17 protein-coding genes are annotated in these 22,015 nt (G+C 44.9%); 6 read left to right on the top strand and 11 right to left on the bottom strand.

The genetic code is table 11. The annotated features are described in order from the left end of the window. Positions 1 to 47: 47 nt before the first annotated feature. The 6 genes from nqrF to AC2SLM_RS00150 form a co-directional block, all read right to left on the bottom strand. The gene (nqrF, locus tag AC2SLM_RS00175; protein WP_486539959.1) at positions 48 to 1,286 is read right to left on the bottom strand and encodes an NADH:ubiquinone reductase (Na(+)-transporting) subunit F; all 1,239 of its coding nucleotides are present in this window, start codon (positions 1,284 to 1,286) and stop codon (positions 48 to 50) included. Between the two features lie 64 nt (positions 1,287 to 1,350). Next, positions 1,351 to 1,959 carry an NADH:ubiquinone reductase (Na(+)-transporting) subunit E gene (gene nqrE, locus AC2SLM_RS00170; protein ID WP_486539961.1) on the bottom strand — a complete coding sequence of 203 codons (609 nt, stop codon included), beginning with the start codon at positions 1,957 to 1,959 and terminating at the stop codon, positions 1,351 to 1,353. Further along, positions 1,959 to 2,633 carry an NADH:ubiquinone reductase (Na(+)-transporting) subunit D gene (locus AC2SLM_RS00165; RefSeq protein WP_486551231.1) on the bottom strand — a complete coding sequence of 225 codons (675 nt, stop codon included), beginning with the start codon at positions 2,631 to 2,633 and terminating at the stop codon, positions 1,959 to 1,961. The genes nqrE and AC2SLM_RS00165 overlap by 1 nt, the downstream gene beginning before the upstream one ends. A 1-nt stretch (position 2,634) precedes the next feature. After that, on the bottom strand, positions 2,635 to 3,486 hold the full coding sequence (locus AC2SLM_RS00160; protein ID WP_486539965.1) for a Na(+)-translocating NADH-quinone reductase subunit C: 852 nt from the start codon (positions 3,484 to 3,486) through the stop codon (positions 2,635 to 2,637). Beyond that, positions 3,470 to 4,702 carry an NADH:ubiquinone reductase (Na(+)-transporting) subunit B gene (locus AC2SLM_RS00155; RefSeq protein WP_486551230.1) on the bottom strand — a complete coding sequence of 411 codons (1,233 nt, stop codon included), beginning with the start codon at positions 4,700 to 4,702 and terminating at the stop codon, positions 3,470 to 3,472. Before AC2SLM_RS00155 ends, AC2SLM_RS00160 begins: the two co-directional genes overlap by 17 nt. Positions 4,703 to 4,707: 5 nt before the next feature. Beyond that, entirely contained in the window at positions 4,708 to 6,060 is a 1,353-nt protein-coding gene (locus AC2SLM_RS00150) for a Na(+)-translocating NADH-quinone reductase subunit A (protein WP_486551228.1), read from the bottom strand. Between the two features lie 389 nt (positions 6,061 to 6,449). Here AC2SLM_RS00150 and hisA point away from each other — a divergent pair, with 389 nt between their 5' ends. From hisA to AC2SLM_RS00130, 4 genes are all read left to right on the top strand, one after another. After that, complete coding sequence (gene hisA / locus AC2SLM_RS00145) at positions 6,450 to 7,229, top strand: 1-(5-phosphoribosyl)-5-[(5-phosphoribosylamino)methylideneamino]imidazole-4-carboxamide isomerase (protein ID WP_486551226.1); 780 nt, start codon at positions 6,450 to 6,452, stop codon at positions 7,227 to 7,229. A 65-nt stretch (positions 7,230 to 7,294) separates the two neighbouring features. Continuing rightward, on the top strand, positions 7,295 to 9,013 hold the full coding sequence (locus AC2SLM_RS00140; protein WP_486551225.1) for a mechanosensitive ion channel domain-containing protein: 1,719 nt from the start codon (positions 7,295 to 7,297) through the stop codon (positions 9,011 to 9,013). A gap of 272 nt (positions 9,014 to 9,285) precedes the next feature. After that, a complete protein-coding gene (locus AC2SLM_RS00135) occupies positions 9,286 to 10,275 on the top strand; it encodes an NADP-dependent oxidoreductase (RefSeq protein WP_486551223.1) in 990 nt (329 codons plus the stop codon). Positions 10,276 to 10,577: 302 nt separating this feature from the next. Then, the gene (locus tag AC2SLM_RS00130; protein WP_486551221.1) at positions 10,578 to 11,453 is read left to right on the top strand and encodes an EcsC family protein; all 876 of its coding nucleotides are present in this window, start codon (positions 10,578 to 10,580) and stop codon (positions 11,451 to 11,453) included. Between the two features lie 31 nt (positions 11,454 to 11,484). On the opposite strand, the gene AC2SLM_RS00125 is transcribed toward AC2SLM_RS00130, so the two are convergent. Genes AC2SLM_RS00125 through AC2SLM_RS00115 form a run of 3 tightly spaced genes read right to left on the bottom strand, consistent with a single transcriptional unit; the run spans position 11,485 to position 15,052 of the window. Beyond that, positions 11,485 to 12,129, bottom strand: coding sequence for an alpha-ketoglutarate-dependent dioxygenase AlkB family protein (locus tag AC2SLM_RS00125; protein WP_486551219.1), 645 nt, complete (start codon positions 12,127 to 12,129; stop codon positions 11,485 to 11,487). An 8-nt stretch (positions 12,130 to 12,137) separates the two neighbouring features. Next, positions 12,138 to 13,097, bottom strand: a complete 960-nt coding sequence (locus AC2SLM_RS00120) for an alpha/beta fold hydrolase (protein WP_486551217.1) — start codon at positions 13,095 to 13,097, stop codon at positions 12,138 to 12,140. 38 nt (positions 13,098 to 13,135) lie between these two features. Next, entirely contained in the window at positions 13,136 to 15,052 is a 1,917-nt protein-coding gene (locus tag AC2SLM_RS00115; RefSeq protein WP_486551215.1) for an ABC transporter ATP-binding protein, read from the bottom strand. Positions 15,053 to 15,290: 238 nt separating this feature from the next. Between AC2SLM_RS00115 and AC2SLM_RS00110 the strand changes: the two genes are divergently transcribed. Beyond that, on the top strand, positions 15,291 to 16,175 hold the full coding sequence (locus AC2SLM_RS00110; protein WP_486539985.1) for an EamA family transporter: 885 nt from the start codon (positions 15,291 to 15,293) through the stop codon (positions 16,173 to 16,175). A 137-nt stretch (positions 16,176 to 16,312) separates the two neighbouring features. Here the strand turns inward: AC2SLM_RS00110 and AC2SLM_RS00105 are convergent, their stop codons facing one another. Together AC2SLM_RS00105 and AC2SLM_RS00100 are read right to left on the bottom strand one after the other, a co-directional pair. Continuing rightward, on the bottom strand, positions 16,313 to 17,263 hold the full coding sequence (locus AC2SLM_RS00105; protein WP_486551213.1) for a D-2-hydroxyacid dehydrogenase: 951 nt from the start codon (positions 17,261 to 17,263) through the stop codon (positions 16,313 to 16,315). A gap of 78 nt (positions 17,264 to 17,341) precedes the next feature. Next, a complete protein-coding gene (locus AC2SLM_RS00100; protein WP_486539989.1) occupies positions 17,342 to 18,295 on the bottom strand; it encodes an NAD(P)-dependent oxidoreductase in 954 nt (317 codons plus the stop codon). A gap of 587 nt (positions 18,296 to 18,882) precedes the next feature. Between AC2SLM_RS00100 and rapA the strand changes: the two genes are divergently transcribed. Further along, on the top strand, positions 18,883 to 21,765 hold the full coding sequence (rapA, locus tag AC2SLM_RS00095) for an RNA polymerase-associated protein RapA (protein ID WP_486551212.1): 2,883 nt from the start codon (positions 18,883 to 18,885) through the stop codon (positions 21,763 to 21,765). The last annotated feature ends 250 nt before the right edge of the window (positions 21,766 to 22,015 follow it).

Here is a 22,015-nt window from a genome sequence, read left to right as displayed (position 1 = left end):
CAGTTTGTCACTATTATAAGGCATGTTGTTAATGACAAAGTAGAAAATTAACCACCGAAGTCATCAAGTAAGATGTTTTCATCTTCCACACCTAAGCTGTGTAGCATGTCGATAACTGCAGCGTTCATGACAGGAGGCCCACACATGTAGTACTCACAGTCTTCTGGGTTTGGATGATCTTTCAGATACTCTTCATACAACACGTTGTGGATAAATCCAGTATAGCCATCCCAGTTGTCATCAGGAAGTGGATCCGATAAGGCGACATGCCATTCGAAGTTATCGAACTGCTCTTGTAGCATGTCATAATCTTCGACATAGAACATTTCGCGAACAGAACGTGCACCATACCAGAAGCTAATCTTGCGATCTGAATGCAAACGCTTCAACTGATCAAAGATATGTGAGCGCATTGGTGCCATACCTGCACCACCACCGATAAATACCATCTCAGCTTTGGTATCTTTGGCAAAGAACTCACCATAAGGACCAGAAACGGTTACTTTATCGCCTGGTTTTAGGTTAAATACCCAAGAAGACATTTTACCCGGTGGGATACCTTCAGGACCACGTGGCGGCGGACTTGCGATACGGATGTTAAATTTGATGATACCTTTTTCATCTGGATAGTTCGCCATCGAGTAAGCACGAATCACTTCCTCATCGACTTTCGACACGTAGCGATACATGTTGAATTTTTCCCAGTCTTCTTTGTATTCATCATCAATATCAAAGTCCTTGTAGTGTACTTCGTGCGGCGGCGCTTCTAACTGTACATAACCACCAGCACGGAAGTTTACTTCCTCGCCTTCAGGAATCTTAAGTACCAGCTCTTTAATAAAGGTCGCTACGTTGTTATTAGAAACAACTTCACATTCCCATTTTTGAACATCAAAGAACTCAGGATCTACTTCGATTTGCATGTCTTGCTTAACCGCTACCTGACAGGCAAGACGCATGTTGTCACGGATTTCACCTTGAGTGAAATGACCTTCTTCAGTCGGTAGGATAGACCCACCGCCCTCAATAACTTTACAGCGGCACTGGCCACAGGTGCCACCACCACCACAAGCAGAAGATAAGAAGATACCTTCGCTTGCTAGAGTTTGTAATAATTTACCACCAGCTGGCGTCACAATATCATTGTCAGGATTGTCATTAATATGAATGGTGACATCCCCTGAACTGACCAATCGTGAGCGGGCAATCAAAATAATGGCTACCAAGCTCATGATAATCAGGGTAAACATGGCGACGCCGCCAATGGCGGTACCAAATAACTCCATGATTTTTGTCCTTATTTAAATATTAAAATCGCTTGTTATCTATTAACTGGGCAATGTGAATCGGTTAAATTGACATGCCACCGAATGACATAAATCCAAGCGACATCAATCCGACAGTAATAAAAGTAATACCTAAACCGCGGAGTGGAGCAGGTACGTCTGAGTATTTTAACTTTTCACGGATACCCGCTAGCAAGGCGATTGCAAGTGCCCAACCAAAGCCTGCACCAACACCATAAGTTAATGATTCAGTGAAGTTATAATCACGCTCAACCATGAACAATACGCCACCCATGATGGCACAGTTTACGGTAATTAGCGGTAAGAATACCCCAAGTGCGTTGTATAACGCTGGCACAAATTTGTCCAAGAACATCTCAAGGATTTGAACCGTTGCTGCAATTAGTGCGATATAGCTTAATAAGCCTAAGAAGCTTAAATCGATATCTGGGAAACCTGCCCAAGCCAGCGCACCATCTTTTAGGATGAACTGAAATAATAGGTTGTTTAGCGGTACGGTAATCGTCATAACCACGATAACCGCAACACCTAGACCAATGGCAGTCGATACTTTCTTTGATACCGCAAGGAAGGTACACATACCCAAGAAGTAGGCAAGCGCCATGTTTTCAATAAAAACAGACGTGATAAATAGACTAAGATAATGTCCCATTAGTGTCCTCCTCCATGAGCCATGCCTTTAGATTGGGGCTTCATAACAAACTCAGGCTCTTCAGCTTGCTCAGGTTTCCAAGTACGCACAATAGCGATGAACAGAGCAATAATGAAGAATGCAGAAGGAGGCAGTAGTAATAAGCCGTTTGGCACATACCAGCCGCCGTCTGTTACTGGGTTTAGAACCGTAAATCCTAAAATGCTACCACTGCCGAGTAATTCACGAATCGACGCGACAAATAGCAATACCGCTGAATAACCAAGACCATTACCAATACCATCCATAAAACTTGGTATTGGTGGGTTGCTCATTGCGAATGCTTCAGCACGGCCCATTACGATACAGTTGGTGATAATCAAACCAACGAATACCGACAGCGACTTACTGACGTCATAAGCAACGGCTTTTAGAATCTGATCCACCACAATGACAAGTGATGCAATGATAGTCATCTGTACGATAATACGGATGCTTGATGGAATACGGTTACGAATAGTTGAGATAAAAAAGCTTGAAAAAGCAGTTACCAAGGTTAACGCAATACACATAACCAAGGCGTTTTTAACGCTGGTAGTAACTGCCAATGCCGAACAAATACCCAGAATCTGAAGTGCAATGGGGTTGTTATCAAAAATCGGCGTGGTTAAGATTTTTTTGGTATCTGTTGCCATGTTATGCCTCCTCGCCCGCAGTGGTTGTTTGAGCGTTAGCGTTATTAGTCGGAGTGCCACCACGTAAATTATCTAAAAATGGCTTATATCCACGATCGCCAAGCCAGAACTGAATCAGGTTACGCACGCCAACACTGGTCAGTGTTGCACCGCTGATACCGTCAACCCAGTTATCTTTGCTTTGGCCGGCTTTGGTCACACCAGTGGCAACTTCACCATTTTCATCATATGCATGGATACCTTCCCACTGAGCGCGCCATTTAGGTTCTTCAATACGCGCACCTAAGCCAGGTGTTTCTTTATGAGAGTACCAACTGATACCTTTTACAGTATTTAAGTCGCCCTCTAGCGTTAAGAAGCCGTAAATTGTACCCCATAAGCCATAACCATGGACAGGAAGTACCATCAGCTCTGGGTTGCCATCGGCGTCATTTTTTACGTAGACTTTAGCAAATTTTGGCACAGCGCCAATACTTGCTGGGTCATCGTTACCTAAATCAATGCTTAGCGCTTTGTTTTTAGAGGCTTGGTTTGCATCATACGCGTTGACATCTTCGATACCAGCGCTTGCTAAATCTTCTTCGTTAGCGTATTCGCCCTTTTCTAAATCGACCAATCTAACGTCGAAGTCTTTAAAACGCTCTTCAACATCTGCATTGGTATCGGTCGCTGGGTCAAATAGACCCGCGGCGACTAGAATGTTTTTGTTACGGTCAAGCAATTGGTTTTCCACTTGAGATGGCTTTAAGCCTACTGCAACAGCAGATACCAGTACGGAACACACCAAACACAAGACCAACGCCACCATAATGGTGGTCATATTAGAGTTTGATTTCTTAGTCTGCTGGGACATGACGCATCCTCCGAGCCGTTTGACGTTTGATGTTTGCTTGAGTGACAAAGTAGTCAAATAATGGGGCAAACAAGTTAGCAAATAAGATGGCTAGCATAATGCCCTCTGGGAATGCAGGGTTAATCACACGGATTAATACAGTCATAAAACCGATTAAAATACCGTATGCCCAGCGGCCTTTATTGGTATGAGCGGCAGACACAGGGTCTGTTGCCATAAATACCGCACCAAAAGCAAAACCACCCAAAACTAAATGCCAGTACCAAGGTAGGTTCATCATTAAGTTGTCTTCAGAACCGATTAGGTTGAAGACAAAAGAGGTAACAACCAGACCGATAACACAGCCTGCGATGATGCGCCATGACGCGATACGAGTCCAGATTAAGAACACCATACCGATTAAGATAGCCAGTGTCGATACTTCACCGATACTGCCTTGCATGTTGCCTAAGAAGGCATCCATCCAAGTAATCGCAGTGCCATAAGCATTAACGAACTGATCTGGGGTCACACCAATGGCTGATAAACCAAGTGGGGTTGCCCCTGAGAAGCCATCAACCGCGGTCCATACTGTATCACCTGACATATAAGCAGGATATGCAAAATATAAGAACGCACGACCTGATAGGGCAGGGTTTAGGAAGTTTTTACCAGTACCGCCGAATACTTCTTTAGCAACCACAACACCGAAGCTGATGCCTAGTGCCACTTGCCATAAAGGAATATCTGGTGGTAAACACAGTGCAAATAGCACGGAGGTTACGAAGAAACCTTCGTTGACTTCATGACCACGAACCACTGCGAAAATGATTTCCCAAAGAATACCTACCGCGAAGGTGACGATATAAATCGGTAAAAATTGCATCGCACCATAGACGAAGGCTGCCCAAATACTGTTCGGATCATAACCGACCATGTTGGTAACCGCTGTACGCCAACCTTCAGGCTGCAAGCCTAACTGGCTAATTGCCATTAATGCTTGGTGACCGACGTTGTACATACCCCAAAACATCGCAGGGAAGGTACATAACCACACCACAATCATGATGCGTTTTAAGTCGATACCATCACGAACGTGCGATGCTGAATGGGTGGTGCTGCTAGGCTGACGTAAGAATGTGTCAAACATCTCAAACACAGCGTAGTATTTCTCAAATTTGCCGCCTTTGGTAAAGCTAGGCTCTAAGCGGTCAAACATATTGTGTAAAAATTTCATCAGCGTTAGCCCTCCTGCTCGATGCGAGTTAAGTTATCACGCAAGATGTCACCAAACTCATATTTGCCTGGTGAAACAAAGGTACAAAGTGCCACGTCTTCTTCATCAAGCTCTAATGCACCGAGATCTACCGCTGACACAATATCTTCAACAATAAGGGCACGTAATAGCTGAGTGGGTAGATAGTCTTGCGGCATAACTTCTTCATACACACCGATGGGCACCATCGCACGAGGCGAGCCATTAGTCGTGGTTGTGAAATTATATTTTTTGCCACCAAAGAACTGAGAGATATAAATAGGCAGCTTTGAGAAACGATTGAAACCTAAGCTGAAGAAGTGGAACGCAGGGCGCTCATAGCCTTCTTGTAACACGCTTACTTGGTTATGGAAACGACCAAGATAGGCTGTCGATGCAATGGTTTTACGGCCAGATAATACTGAGCCGGTAATGATACGGTTATCGCCAGGATTGAGCTGACCCTTGGTCAATTCAGTCAAATCAGCGCCGCGCTCAGTGGCAACCAAATGCGGTTTTGCCACACCTGGGCCTGCCAAGCTGATTAAACGGCGGGTAAAGATTCTACCAGTGGTAAATAGTTTACCAATCGCAATCACATCTTGAAAACCAAGCGTCCAAACCGTTACTTCACGGCTGACTGGATGCAAGAAATGAATGTGCGTACCTGCCAGACCTGCTGGATGCTTACCGGCAAACGCATGATATTCAGTGCTGTTACCGGCTGCCGTGTTCGCAACTTTAGGTAAAGTCGCATTGCCATGGTGACAGACGTAAGTCTTTGGCGATAACGTAGAAAGAACAGCCAAACCATCATTAAAGGCTTGCTGTTCTTCTTTTATCAATAACATAGGGTCGTAAGCCAGTGGATTGGTGTCCATTGCGGTTACGAAAATGGCTTGTGGACGCGCTCCAATCTCTGGCGTGCGGCTATAAGGACGCGTACGAAATGCCGTCCATTCACCAGATTTGACTAATTGCGCTTCAACGGTTTCAGAGTCAAGACCCGCTAATTCGCTAGAAGCAAATTTATCAAACGTCACTTCCTCAGCATTGGGATCAACCTCAATAACTAAGCTTTCAAAAACTCGGCGTTCACCACGATTTACAGCAATTACCTTACCAGAGGCAGGGGCAGTGTAAATGACACCAACGCGTTTTTTATCTTCAAAAACGGGTTGGCCTTTCGTGACGGTATCACCTTCTTTGACGTTCATCGTAGGCTTCATGCCGACATAGTCGTAGCCGACAAGCGCAACGTGCTTTGGCGAATGCTGGGTGATTTCACTGCTGGGCACGCCAGCAATGGGCAAATCAAGCCCCTTTTTGGTGGTAATCATAAGCGAACTTATTCCATAAGCGAAGAAAGGCCAGACGTCCTGTCGGGGGAGAGCAAGTCCCGTACGGTATGGTGACCGAGGTATGATTCTTGCAAGATAAGAGCATGTAGCAACAGCACGACAAAACGCACATCAGAGCTATAAAAACCGCATTATTTAATGATAAATGCTTGCGAGTAAATAGACCTGTGCTAACCTCTTAGCATAGAAGACAGTGGCGACTGGCTACCAAAATACATATACAATATAACCTAGGATTATACGTTAAATTACCCTAAAATTGCCAGTATGTTTGCCAATTTAAGCTATTTTAGTAGACAAAGGTTGCCATCCATTGTTTTTTAATAATCCAAGTTATTTCCAAATCTTCCTATAATTAAGGTCTTTATATGCGTACTTCCTCTTCATCTCAATCAAGTAATGATGCCAAAATTTTGACAGCGCCGTTAATTATTCCTGCCATTGATTTAAAAGATGGCAAATGTGTACGTCTAAAACAAGGTCGCATGGAAGATGACACCGTATTCTCTGATGACCCTGTGGCTATGGCGACACGTTGGGTCAATGAAGGCGCTCGCCGTCTACATTTGGTGGATTTAAATGGTGCGTTTGATGGAGTGCCGGTTCATAAAGACGTCGTCATGGAAATTGCCAAAGAGCATCCTAATCTACCTGTACAATTGGGCGGCGGTGTGCGTAGCTTGCAGACCATTGAGCATTATCTGGCCGCAGGTTTAACCTACATTATTATCGGTACCAAAGCAGTCGAAAATCCAGATTTTGTGGAAGAGGCATGCCGCGAGTTCGCCGGTCATATTATTGTTGGTATTGATGCCAAAGACGGTATGGTCGCCACCCATGGTTGGGCCAATGTCACCGATACCAAAGCCACAGAGCTTGCCAAACGCTTTGCCGATGCCGGTGTGTCGTCTATTGTTTATACCGATATTGCGCGTGATGGCATGATGCAAGGCGTAAACGTTGAGCAAACCGTTAATTTGGCGCGCGAAGGCGGTATTCCGGTGATTGCATCAGGCGGCGTGACCGATATGAAGGATATTGAGCTACTAAAACCTTATGGTGACTGCATCGAAGGTATCATTACTGGCCGTGCCATTTATGAAGGCACGCTAGATTTGAGTGAAGCACAGGCCTATTTAGATAAATAGCCTTAAATAGTCCGCTGTTTGCTTAAATTTTTTAAATTGAACACCTCTCGCACTAGGATACTAAAATGCCCGACGCCTTTGACTCAAACCATCAGGAAAGCGACAAAAATACTCGACATCGTTCAGTTTTTAGACGCAGCTTACTTAGCCTTGGTCTCTTCTTTATGGTGGCAGCTGGCGTGCCAACGTATGCTGCACCAGAAGCGGCTGTTGAAGATACACAAGAGGTTGCGGATACGGTTGATACGGTGGATGGCAGCGAGGATAGTACGGAGTCTGTGGGTGCTGACAACACAGACAGTGGTGCCATTAGTATTCCAGATGTTGATGAGGCACTCCCAACCGCTGAGTCAACGATCAAAGAAAATGCACCGGTCGCGGGTAATCTGACTCAAAAAGATACGGTTATTGAGACCAACCCAGATAAGGTCAATGATTCTGATATCAAAAACCGAATTATGGGTATCTTCTCCGAGATTGAAGGCCTAAAAAGCATCGTTGTGACCGTCAATCAGGGCGTAGTCAGATTATCAGGTGAGGCGCCCAATGAGAAAAAAGCGCAGCAAGCGATTAGTCTTGCTAACCGTGTCAGTGATGTGGTGGCGGTTGAAGATCGTATCAGCCGTACGCTAGATGTTCAGGACAATGTCACGCCAGTCATTGATAGCTTAAAGCAGCAAGCACGAGCGCTGATTAAAGCGGCGCCTTTATTATTGGTTGCGATATTGGTCTTTGCCTTTGTGGTATGGTTTGGCTCGTGGCTCGGTCGCCGTAAGGGTCTATGGCAACGTGTTACGCCCAATCCCTTTGTGGCAGAGCTTTTATCACAAACGGTCAAGGTATTGTTTATTGTTCTTGGTCTGATTTTGGGACTGAGTCTATTAGGGGCCGAAGCCATTATCGGGACACTGCTTGGCGGTGCTGGTGTGATTGGTATTGCGGTCGGTTTTGCGGTAAAAGACACCATTGAAAATTATATCGCCTCGCTGATGCTCAGTATCCGTCAGCCGTTTATGGCACGCGACTTCGTGCAAATTAATGATAAAGAGGGCATTGTGGTGCGTCTGACCAGTCGTGCGACGATTTTAATGACCCCAGATGGCAATCAATTGCGGGTGCCAAACTCTGAGGTGTTTAAAGCGACTATTTTGAATTACACCAAAAATCCAGAACGTCGCTTTGATTTTAAGCTCGGTGTTGATGCCAATGATGACCCCATTGCTGCTATTAAAGTAGGATTGGATGCGATTAATGAATTGGACTTTATTTTAAAAGACCCCAAAGCTGTGGCCATTATCGATGAGGTGGGTAATTCTAATATCGTGCTTCAATTTCAGGCTTGGGTCAATCAGGCCGATACGGATTTGTTGAAAGCACGTAGTATTGCCATTCGTGAAGCCAAGCATGCGCTTGAGGACCAAGGCTTTAGCTTACCCGAGCCAATTTATAAGCTGCGTTTTAATGGCGATGTGGAAAATGCACTCAAACAGGCCAATTATGTGGTCGATAAAGATACAGATAATCAGGACACGCTTAACGTCAATGTCGCGTCTAAAACACCGGATACTGAGCCTAAGCCAACCTCTAGAGACAAAGTCATTGAGCCAGAAACCCCCGAAAAAGCAGCGGCTAAGAAGCGTGCGAAGAAAATATTGGGTAATAGCAATGTCAAAGAAATGTTCGATGCAAGTCCTGATCCTAAGCTGATGCAAAAAGTGGAGGAGGAAATAAAGGACAATGGTGGCGATCAAGATTTACTGAGTCACGACAGCCCGCAAGAGTAATACAGAGATAGCTATCGTCAGGCACATATAAAAGAGTGAGTATTACTCTCCTAAGGCGAATCCAATAGCACGGTGTACTCTATAGTTAGACAATCTTATCGAATAAGGTGGCTAATAAAATAAACTAACCAATAAAAAGCTGAGCTCCAACGGGACTCAGCTTTTTATTGTCTATTTTGATAGATGTTGAGAGTAGCGTTTAGTATGCTAAATAGATAAGCTATTAGGAACAACATGGTTAGAATTTAAAATAATCAAACAAGGAGTATGCAATGTCTTCAACATATCCTCAAACCCAATCAGCCATTACCATCACAGAATTTGGTGAGGCAGATGTTTTAAACTATCAAAGTGATGTGTCAGTACCTGAGCCTAAAGAGAACCAGGTGTTGGTCAAAATTGCTTATGCCAGTATCAACCCTATTGATTATAAAACCCGTCAAGGTAAAGGCTGGGGTGCCGATAATATCCGTAACAATCAGTTCGCTAATAATCAACCGGCTATTTTAGGCTTTGATATGGCAGGTGAGGTGGTAGCCAGTAATGTCGATGGCTTTAAGGCAGGAGATAGAGTTGCCTCACTGAGCTTTAAAGGCGGTTGTTATGCTCAATATAATGCCATAGACGCTGAATTATTAGCTCGGGTGCCTGAGAGCGTAGATCTAAAAACAGCTGGGGCGCTACCTTGCGTCGGTACTACGGCTTATCAGCTCATAGAATTTGCTGATATTAAAGCAGGCGAGCACGTGGTTATAAATGCGCCAGCAGGCGGTGTTGGGCACTTGGCACTACAAATGTTAACGCAGTTGGTGGATGATAAAGGTATTAAGCTGACACTGATTTGTTCGCCTGAAAAGTATCAGAAGATAGGCGACTTGATTGATACCGGTAAGCTGACGGGGTGGATTGATTACACTAAAGGCGCTGCTTTTCCAGAATTAAATGCTGACGTCTTGTTAGATTTGGTCGGAGGCGATGCTGGGGTACGTGCTTTGCCTGTGCTTAAAGAGGACGGCCGAGTTGTGGTATTGCCGTCTATCTGGGTTGATAAATTAAAACAAGAAGGCCCTGATAGCTTAACTATTGAAGGCTTTATTGCCAAGCCAAATGCGACAGACTTAGCAGCAGTACTGGATCAAATTGCTAAAGAGAAGCTGACGCTGCATATTCAGCAGACGTATCCCCTAGCCAAAACCGCTGAAGCACATCGGGCACTCGAGACAGGCGGTACCTTTGGTAAGATTGTGTTAGAGATGTCGTAGGCAAGTTGAGTCTAGGTTAGATAAATTTAGTCCAATTTCAATTAAAAGTTCAATCAAAAGTTCAGCCCAAGATGAGATTAGCCCTGTCTTGGGTTTTTTTGGGTTATTCAAATAAAGGACTGTGCAGCCTCGTTTGCTTAAGAAAGCAATACATAGTTAACACGAACCTTATGCTTGACTAACTAAACATGGTGGCATGGGTAGCTGTAGCATGTTCAACTAAAGACAGAATTTAAACAGTTAAATATTTTTTAGTCATTCAATTCTTAATCAAAGTCTTAATCAAAGGATACAGACAAATTATGTCACTCAAACAAAAGCTACAAAATGCCACTGACTCAAAAAACAGCAACGATAAATTAACCTCAGAAGAGTATGTTGCTCGCGCTCGTCAAGAGATTGAGGACTGGATGAATCCGAAGCAAAATGTGCTAACCAAAAGCCTATCCGCAATCAGTGCACCGATTGAGCAGGCAGGCGATGCCATCATGAATGCGCCGCAGTTTGGTGACACCCTAAAAGACGCTGTCGAAGAGGCGCTAACCACGCTAAGTGATACCGCCAGTTGGTCGATTGATAATGAACAGATTCTAGAAGAATATAATCAGACGCATACCTCAGACAAGATAGAATCCATTGCGGATATTCAAAAACTACCATTAAAGACCATTGATGAGCAGGTAAAACTGTTTAAAAGTAAATATGTTGCCGCAGCAAGCGCACAAGGTATTACCACAGGTGTCGTCGGTTGGGCTGGTATTGCTGTAGATATAGCAGGGCTATTAACTGCCAATCTGAGAGCCATCAACGAGTATGCCTTGCACTATGGCTTTGATACAAATAAGGAGAGCGAGCAACTATTTGCCATCTCTTTGTTGGCAATTGCTACCTCTCACTCAGAGAAGGAGCGTCAGGCTGCGCTAAATGATACCCTAAATTTACTAAAAGACCCAGAAACGATGGCTTTTAACAAGGTGAATGAGGAGCTGATGTCACGCGTTATCCGTCAGACAGCGACTCAAGTAGCGACCAATTTGGTTAAAACAAAAGCCGCTCAAGTGGTACCAGCGGTTGGTGCCGTCGTCGCGGGTGGTGTGAATGCTAAATATACTGCCACCGTCTGTGAAGCGGCCTATCAATGCTATCGTAAACGCTTCTTAGATCGTGCAGCGGCCTAATTAAACCAGCTAGTTCATCTCTAGACAGTCACTACGCCTTGCTGTGATTGAGCATATAGCGAAAAGTGAGACTGATTCTACCGTCGTGGATTGTTTTGGTTTTGGTAACGGTGTGCTTCCAGTGCTGCTGTGTGGCGCCGCGCATTATAATCAATTGCCCTGACTCAAGATAAAGTTCGACTTTGTCTTGGGTCTTTTTGTGCTTTAAGACAAATTTACGTGTCGCACCCAGTGATAATGAGGCAATAATAGGTTGGGGGCCAAGCTCTGGTTCATCATCGGCATGATAGCCCATACCGTCTAGGCCACTGGGATAGTTATTCAGCAGACAGGTATTGAAAGTAACCGCTACGCCCATCTGCGATAGCTGCTGTTCAATGAATTGTTTCACGTGAAACACTACAGGGTGCCACGGATTAATCGGTCTAGTATGCCCAGAATAGGTGTAGGTCAATGTCAGACCTGAACGCTCGCCTGTATCACCCATCCACACAATCTGCCGAGTCGTGATATGGGTTTTGCCAAATAAGGTGACCTTATCAGGTTGCCATGGCAGCTCACGTAAAAGCTGCTCATAAAGGTCTGCATCGTTTTCTACGACAAGGCCTAAGTCATTGACAATACCATCGTAAGGCAGCAAGTTATCTGTGGGGTGTGGCGCAAATAAATCAGTCATTTAGGCAGTTAGCTAGTTTTTGAGGGTTGAGGTTTTGAGGGTTGAGGGTTAGTCTGCTTATACGACTCGAAAATAACCTTTGCACATTGCTCAGGCGCTTCTATCGGTAATAAATGACCATAATCGGTGAGAGTGACGATATGCGAGTCTGGCACTATTTTTTTCCAGCTGTCGCGGACCTTATCGCTATTAAATACAGAAGGTTTTGCCAATATCAGTAAGTAATTAACTTTTGTGTTGTTCAGTTTTTTTAGGGCAGGGGTGACATACGGAGTACCAAAATAGCTGGCAAGCTCATATTTAGGCTCAAATAACAGCTGATAACTATCCTCTTCCTTTTTAATCAGGCTGTTTTTTGCAAACAGCTTTAGATGCTGGTCACTGATACGCCGGTAAGCACGATTATCACGCAGGCTTTGATAATAAGCGTCAATACTTGACCAGTTATTTGGCTTAGTCTTAGTGCTTTTAAACGGCTCTTGCGTCAGTAAGATAGGCCGAGGAATGTGCCTATAGATAAAGGTCTGATTTTTGGTAAAAGTCACCGGGTCAATCAAATACAGTGCAGAGAATAAATCAGGCCGTTTGGCCGCTGCCATCGCGGTTGCTGTGGCGCCTTGTGAGTGGCCAATACCAATAACAGGACCGTTTTGCGTCTGCTCTAGAAACTCAATGAGGTAATCTGCATCTTGCTCACGGGTTAGTACCTTATCTGTTGGCAAGTCCAACCAATAGCCTCGCATCGCCAAGCTGATAACATTAAATTGCTGACTAAGCTCAGTGACTAATGGCTCATAAACCCCTACAGCAAAGCCATTGCCGCCATAGAAGTGGGCGATGGGTTTTGTATCCTGACTGCTTGAGTCCTCATTAGTCCCCAGAGTGGTAAAGTCATAATAGCGGGCTTGCTTGCCCGCCAAAGTGAGCTTCTTTTCAAAATCTTGCATTGGCTGTTGATATCCATTCATTATCATTATGTCCTTAAATTATGCGTTTAATTCCGGTATTAGAGTGCGTTGTCGTCGTCATCGCCCAAGAAGCCGCCGCTTTGACGTTGCCACAATCCAGCATACACGCCATTTTTAGCCAGTAGTTCGTCATGGCTGCCTTGCTCAATGATACGCCCTTTATCCATCACCACAAGTCGATCAAGTGCGGCAATTGTTGAGAGTCTATGCGCAATAGCGATAACGGTCTTGCCGGTCATCATGCTTTTTAAGCTCTCAGTAATGGCATGTTCCACCTCAGAATCTAGTGCGCTGGTGGCCTCATCAAGCAGTAAGATAGGTGCGTTTTTCAACATTACACGGGCAATGGCAATACGCTGACGCTGACCGCCAGAGAGCTTAACGCCGCGCTCACCCACTTGGGTATCTAGCCCTGTATTGCCTTTGGCATCATTTAAATCTTGAATAAAGTCCCAAGCTTGCGCTTCTTTACACGCCGCGATAATCTCGTCATCGGTCGCTGTCGGACGGCCATAAGCAATGTTTTCACGCACGGTGCGGTGCAGTAGTGAGGTATCCTGAGTCACCATACCAATTTGCTGACGTAAGCTTTCTTGAGTGACCTCGTCAATGGCCTGACCATCAATGGTAATCTTCCCAGAATCGACATCATAAAAGCGCAGTAGTAAGTTGACCAAGGTTGATTTACCGGCACCTGAGCGACCGACCAGCCCAATTTTTTCACCTGGTTTGATATCTAGATTAAAGTCATCAAGCAGTTTGATATAGTTAGGATTTGCTGGCAGCACATTGTCGGCATTCAGTGGCTCAGTACGCGCAATGCTTAAATCCGACCCTTCATAGCCAAAATCAACATGCTCAAAGGTAATGCGTCCCTCACTAACTACCATATCGGCAGCACCGTCTTTGTCTATAATCGATTGTGGTGCTGACAGAGTGTGAATACCATCTTGCACAGTACCGATGCTCTCAAATAGACTTGCCATTTCCCACATAATCCAGTGCGTCAAACCGTTAAGACGCAGCGCCATCGCAGTGGCAGCGGCAATCGCGCCGACACCGACATCACCGCGCTGCCATAGATACAGACCAATACCGGCAGTACTACCAATCAAAATAACACTGATTAAATGGTTCACAAATTCAAGCCAAGTGACCCAGCGCATTTGACCATGTACCGTATGTAAAAACTGACGCATCGCCGATTTGGCATAGCCAAGCTCACGCTGCGAGTGGCTAAACAGTTTGACAGTCATAATATTGGCATAAGCGTCAGTAATACGTCCTGTCATCAGGGCACGTGCATCGGCCTGAACGCTGGCAGTTCGCTTTAAACGGGGCAAAAAGTACCACAGCGTAAAGCCAAACAGCACCATCCAAATACCAAAAGGAATCAGCAGCAGGCTATCGAGTTGGAACAAGATGATGCCACTGGTCACAAAGTACACCAGCACATAAATCATCATATCCACAACGGTAATGACTGTGTCACGGACGGCCAGTGCGGTTTGCATTACCTTCGCTGAAACACGACCAGAGAATTCGTTTTGATAAAACTGCATAGACTGGCCCAGCATACGCTTGTGAAACCGCCAGCGCATTTGCATCGGAAACACGCCTTGAATTACCTGAAAGTGCACCAGCGAGGCGAGGCCCACCCAAAATGGACTTAATAACAGCACTGCGGCAATCAACAAAATGGTGTCACTTTTGGCAGCCCAAAGTGTGGAAGGAGTATACATGCCGAGCCAATCGACGACATCGCCAATCCACGCAAATAGCATGGCTTCGTAGATACCGATACCTGCCGTAAGTATGATAAACATCAGCAGCCAGCCGCGAAGGCCATAAGTACAGGCCCACAAAAATTTAAACAAGCCCTCCTTTGGTAAAGGAATCTTGTTTTCGGGGAAGGCTGGCAGGCGGGTTTCGAAATAATTGAAAAGCTTGTTCATAAATAACTACCATTTAGAGCGTCACTCATTCGGCTCACCCATTTATGTGAAATCTGTTTTGAGACTTTAAATAACGTGTCAGCAGCTGACCAATAGGTCGATAAATTGATAAGCAATCAAACTCCTATTTAAACGACTCAATTAGTTCAATACTTTTCTTATTAAATGAGCGAATTATCAAAAGTCGATTGCATAGATTGTAATATTTTGTTACATTTGTCATTTTAGAGACAAACTTATGACCTATCTCATTATTGCTGTGCTATGCAGTGTCTCGGTATCGGTATTACTAAAAATATTACGCCAACAAGGCATCGATATCCGTCAGACCATTGTGGCAGGTTATCCAGTCGCCTTTTTGCTGACAGGACTGTTACTCAGACCAGATTTAAGCGGTATTGATACGCTTGGTAGCGCGTGGGGTATTATTCTTTTACTGGGCATATTACTGCCACTGGTCTTTCTAATCTTGGGTCGTGCGATTGAGTCAGTCGGTATTATTGCCACTGATGCTGCGCAGCGATTGTCATTGATTATTCCAATCGTCTCCGCCTTTTTGCTGTTTGGTGAAACGTTAACCACGCAGCGCATATTGGGTATTGCTATTGGTTTTGTGGCACTAATCGCACTGGTTTATCGTCAAAATAATCCAAGTGTGATTGGTTATCGCGTTTATGATACAACGGCTTTTAATGATGCACCAAAGCTTCCGGTAGGATTATGGTTACTGGGTGTTTGGCTTGGCTACGGTGTCATTGACATCTTGTTCAAACAAGTGGCAAAACAAGGCGCCGCTTTCCCCTTAACCCTGTTTATGAGCTTCGGTCTGGCAGGCTTACTGTTGTTTATTTACCTGCTTATCAAAAAGACGCAGTGGCAAGGCAAAGCATTAGCGTCTGGCGTCATTTTGGGCATATTAAACATGGGTAATATCTACGCTTATGTCAAAGCACACCAAGCCTTATCCGATGCGCCTAGCGTGGTATTCACAGGTATGAACGTCGGCGTAATTGCTGTGGCGACCCTTGTCGGTGTGGTCGCTTTCAAAGAGACACTTAGCAAAATTAACCTACTGGGTATCGTGCTTGCTATCTGCTGCGTATTGGTTCTATTTTGGGGCTAACTTAAGATAGTCAAGGTAGCCAAATATTGAAGCGAAATCACGGCATAACCACTTTAAAACAGCGTCAGAAAAACAAAGAAAGGCGACACTGCATGAGTGTCGCCTTTCTTTGTTTAGCCATTTAATAGTATCGTGCTTTAATCATTTTTGGCAATAAAGTCTTCAACCTGCTTGGTTAAAATATTCCATAACTTCTTCTGCGCCGCCTCGCTGCCCCATGCATTATGCGGACTAAAAATAACGCGAGGATGCTGCTCTTTGGCAATCGCCAGTAGCGGATCATCCTCTGCAATCGGCTCTTGTTCAAACACATCGGTCGCATAGCCAAGCACTTGCTCCTGCTTAATCGCCTCTGCCATAGCCTCAGTGTCAACAACACCGCCACGTGCTGCATTGACCACTAAGGGCTGCTTTTTCATTTTCGCCAAGGTATCCTGATTAATCAGATGTTTGGTCTCCTCGGTCAATGGGCAATGCAGACTAATGATATCGGAGGTTTTGAGTACGGTGTCAAAGTCAGTATAGTCATCATTACGCGGCGCTTTGCCTTGATGCTCCGCCCAAAGAACTTTCATACCAAAGGCCTTGGCAATCTTAGTAACCCGCTCGCCGATAGTACCGACACCGATAATGCCTAACGTTTTGTTCTCTAAATCAATTAGCGGAATATCCAATAGGCTAAAGCTACCTGACGCCTCCCATGTACCATCGACGACCTTTTGGTGATAATGAACCACCGCCCGCAGTGCCCCCAGCATCAGCATAAAGGTATGTTCGGGCACACTTTTGACCGCATAGCCTGCGACATTGTACAGCTCGACATTATGCTCTTTACAGGCATCACTATCGACATTATTCATGCCAGTGGCAGTGAGTTGAATGAGCTTAAGATTGGGGAGGGCAGCGATAACTTCACGGTCAATCTTAACCTTATTGGTGAGAATAATATCGGCATCTTGGCAACGCTCAATAATCAAGTCATTGTCCTGCTCAGTGTCATCAAAGGTGACATAATCGGTGACGCCATCAGGTGCTGGCAACTCAACACTGTCTAAGAATGTTCCTTTATCTAAAAAAACGGCTTTCATAACATAACCTTTTATAACTTATAATAGGGAAGGTTCAACTGATCTTGGGTCTTAACGTTGAATATAAGCTCTTAACGTTCAATGCCCGTGTTCTTTAATAAACTCGTTTATTTGCTCACACACGATATTCCACAGCTTTCTTTGCGCCGCTTTACTACCGGCACCGTGGTGTGGACTCAGAATAACGCGGGGGTGATTGTCTTTTGCCAGTTGTACGATGGGGTCGTCTGATTTCGCAGGCTCTTTTTCGAACACATCGGTGGCATAGCCTAAGATTTTATCGTTCTTTATGGCCTCTGCTAATGCGGTAGTATCTACAATTTGACCACGGGCAACGTTGACGATTAGAGGCTTTTTATCCATTTTTGTAATGGCATCAGCATTAATAAGATGTTTGGTTTCTTCTGTTAGCGGGGCGTGCAGGCTAAGCACATCTGAGGCGGCAAGCACAGAGTCAAAGTCGGTATAATCGTCATTACGAGGCTCTTTACCTTTGTGTTCTGCCCAAAGCACCGTCATGCCGAACGAATTGGCAAGCTCGCCCATACGTTTACCAATTGAGCCGACGCCAATGATGCCGATGGTTAAGTTATCAACATCAATCAGCTCCTCATCCATGTAGTAGGCTTGTCCAGTTTTATACCAAGTACCATCAAGGACGGTATTATGATAATGGATGCCAGCTCGCATGGCGTTTAGCATAAGCATAAATCCATGCTCTGCCACACTTTGGGTCGCAAATCCTGGCGCGTTGTATACTTCGACGCCATTGTCTTTACAAGCTTCCATATCGATTTGATTGGTACCGACAGAGGTGACTTGCAACAGCTTTAAGTTAGGCAGCGCTTCAATCACGTCACGCTCTATTCTTAGTGTACCAACGATGACAATCTCGGCATCCTGACAGCGCTCGATAATGGTCTGGTTATCTTGCGGGGTCTTTTGGTAGGTAACGTACTCGGTGACACCCTCTGGCTGCGGTAATTCTAGTTCGTCATTAAATCGTACTTCATCCAGTAATACGGCTTTCATTATTAACTCCTATGATTATTTATTAATGAAAATTAGCTCTCATCAAAAATTAGTGATTATCGAAGAACATCATCAAAACCAATTAGCGAACAAAAAGTCTGATTTTATAATTAATATGACTTAAACCTATGCTAAGTTTAATGAGTAGTACCCATTTTAGGGGTAGGGCAGGATTGTTGTGTATGAGTTGTGCTTATAGTTGCAAATATATGTCTCAAAATTTAGTGCTCTGTTTTTTATGTATTGACGTTAACATAGAGGCAAGATGCCTGTTATTACTGTGTTTGCAGAAGATTAAGCTTAAAAAGGCCACTATTGGTTTAACCGCCTTTTCAGCAATCGGCTATAGAAATTGAGAAGTTTGTCCTCATAAAGGCAAATAGACTTTATAATATAAAGGACTAGGTTAATACAAAGCATCAAGACGACGGTTAGCGTCTCTATCTATCTAGCGCCTGCTGAATGGTTTTTAGAATATAAGATATAGATGCAGACCGACTCAAATTGATATAGCGCTTGGTGCGCTGTGCTTTGTAGACTAAAATAGTCCCCGACACTTTACTAGATAAATAAGAATTGACTGATTTATGACAATAGCTGCTTTAATCCCCGAATTCGCCGTTGGTCAACGCTACCTTTCAGACACTGAAGCAGAGCTTGGCTTGGGTGTCGTCATTGATGTCGATGACCGCTGCGTGCATATCCTATTTGCGCAAAGCGAAGAGACACGGGTATATGCCAAAAACTCTGCGCCGTTATCGCGTGTGACCTTCAAAGTCGGTGATGAGATTACCGACCAAGATGGCAATACCCATATCGTTACTGGCGTTGATGAGGTGATGGGCGTGGTGAAATACCATGTGGAAGGGCATCCACGAGGCATTATGGAAACCCGTCTGGCAGCCAATATTACTCTAGCTAAGCCATTAGAGCGCTTGCTGGCGGGCCGAGTTGAGCGTAGTGACTGGTATGAGCTGCGTCAAGATATCCTGCGTATGCAGTCGGCCTTAGCAGGTCATCCGCTAAAAGGCTTGATGGGCGCCCGTGTCGATATCATTCCGCATCAGCTTTATATTGCACATGAAGTCGGTAAACGTATTGCACCGCGCGTATTATTAGCGGACGAAGTGGGTCTGGGCAAAACCATTGAAGCCGGTCTGATTATCCATCAGCAGCTATTAACCGGTAAAGCACAGCGCGTGTTAATTCTCGTGCCAGACAGCTTGCAGTATCAGTGGATGATTGAAATGCGTCGTCGTTTTAATCTGAACTTTGCCTTGTTTGATTTGGTTCGTACGGCGGCAATTAAAGAGCACAATCCGGATCAAAATGTCTTTGCCACCGAGCAGTGTATTATTGCCGGTCTGGACTTATTGCTTGATCATCATGATTTGTATGAGCAGGCGATGGAAGCAGGCTTTGATTTATTGGTGGTTGATGAGGCGCACCATCTGCATTGGGATCGCGACCACGGCGGTAACGATAAGTACGAGCTGGTCGCCGATTTTGCTCATGAAACACCAGGCGTTCTATTATTAACCGCAACGCCTGAGCAGTTAGGTGTTGAGAGTCATTTTGCGCGTCTGCGCCTGCTAGATTCTGATCGTTTTGATGATTTAGATGACTTTATTGCCGGTCAAGATGCCTTTGCCGATACCGCTGCTGTGGCAGAAGTATTGATGGATGAAAAGCCACTGTCTGAAGGTCAGATTAGCGCGCTGACGCATCTGCTTGGCTTTGAAGATGAGAATGAGCTTGCGACGATTAATGAAGATGACAAGCTGCGTACTTATGCATTAAATCAGTTATTAGATCGTCATGGCACCGGCCGTGTATTGTTCCGCAATACCCGTGATAGCGTACAGGGCTTCCATGGTCGTACCAGCCGTCCGCATCCACTGCCTTGTCCCGACGCTTGGGTTGGTAACTATCAAACTTGCGGTAAACTTCGTGAGCAGCTATGGGGTGAAGAAAATCAGCCCGATGGTAGCTGGCTAGAAGATGACCCCCGTGTGCCTTGGCTAATTAACCTGTTAAAAGATGAGTTGAAGCAGCAAAAGGTACTACTCATTGCGCGTAGTGGTGCAACGGTAGAGAGCTTGGAGGCGGTACTGCGTCTACATGCGGGTATTAAAACTGCGATTTTCACCGAGCAGATGAGCCTACTTGAGCGTGACCAAGCAGCAGCATTCTTTGCTGATGAAGCGGGCGCACAGATTCTACTGTGTTCAGAGATTGGTTCAGAAGGTCGTAACTTCCAGTTTGCGAGTCATCTCGTATTATGGGATTTACCGGCCAATCCAGATACGCTAGAGCAGCGCATTGGTCGTCTAGACCGCATTGGTCAAAACCAAAAAATCACTCTACATGTGCCATACGTACAAGGCACCGCACAAGAGCGTATGTACAAATGGTACGACGGTGCGCTAAATATCTTTAATCATATTTCGCCAACGGCACAAACGGTGCAAGAGCAGTTTATTGTTGACTTAAAGCCGCTGCTTGAGGGCGAGGATAACGAAGTAAACCGTGAAGCATTAGACACCTTAATCGAAAATGCCAGTCAGCTGCGTTTAGAGTTAGAAGCAGAGCTGCAAGCCGGTCGTGACCGTTTGCTTGAATACAATTCATGTCGTCCACGTGTGGCGTCGCGTATTGCCGATGCAATGAGTGATTTTGATGCCAATAATTTATTGCCAGCATTCTTAGACCGCTTCTTAGGTTCAGCAAACCTAGATCACAGCGTACAGCGTGATGGTTCATGGATTGTCCATCCGCCAGAGGCTGAAAACAGCCAACATCCGGATATCGAAAACTTACCGATTTCTGAAGATGGCATGACGCTGACCTTTAAGCGTAGCCAAGCCTTGATGCGTGAGGACATGGACTTTATTACCCATGAGCATCCGTTGATGTTGGCTATTTATGACATGATTAACTCGGGCACATTTGGTAATACCACGGTCGCGATGCTTAAGAGCAACACTGTGCCGGAAGGTATGCTGTTATTAGAGGTTAACTTTAGAGTGACCACGATCGCGCCTAAAGTTTTGAACCTAACGGCGACGCTACCGACCCAGACCTTGCGTGTGTTCTTAGGCGAGCACGGCGGTGATTTATCAGAGCGTATCACTGCCGATATGATTATGCCGCACATCGAGCGCTTGGATAAAAACCGTGCGCGTCAGGTGGTCAAGGTACGTAGCGGTGTGATTGAATCACGCTACCATGATGCCGAAGCCATTGCGCAAGGTAAATTGGATGATATCAGCGCACAAGCCATGGCGCGTTTTAGCCAAGTGTGGCAACGTGAAATCAGCCGTCTAAAACAGCTACAACAGGTTAACCCGAACGTACGTGATGAAGAGATTGAACGTCTAGAATCGCTTAAAGCTCAAGGGGAGCAAGCGCTCAGTAATCTATCGCTGGTTCCAGACAGCATCCGTGTGTTGGTCGCGGTTAAGCCGTAGTTTCTTATGTAATATCTTTTTAAAAAGCCCTCCTTTAGCTATTAAAGGAGGGCTTTTTGTTTTTTGAGAAATAGGGTAATCTAAACTCGTAAGAGGTTCATTATTTGTCTTACTTAGCATGAGATTTAACTCAAATTAAAAATTTTAGTGACTGGTTATTATTTATTTGTACTGTCTGAGAGGTAGAGCTAGGCACTTAAGTAGATCTAGGCACTTAATAAATAACATCCAGCCACCTATTAGTGTTTAA

Source organism: Psychrobacter sp. CX16, from assembly GCF_057396245.1.
Note: the sequence above shows the minus strand (reverse complement) of the source record. Positions and strands in the feature narration are given on the sequence as shown.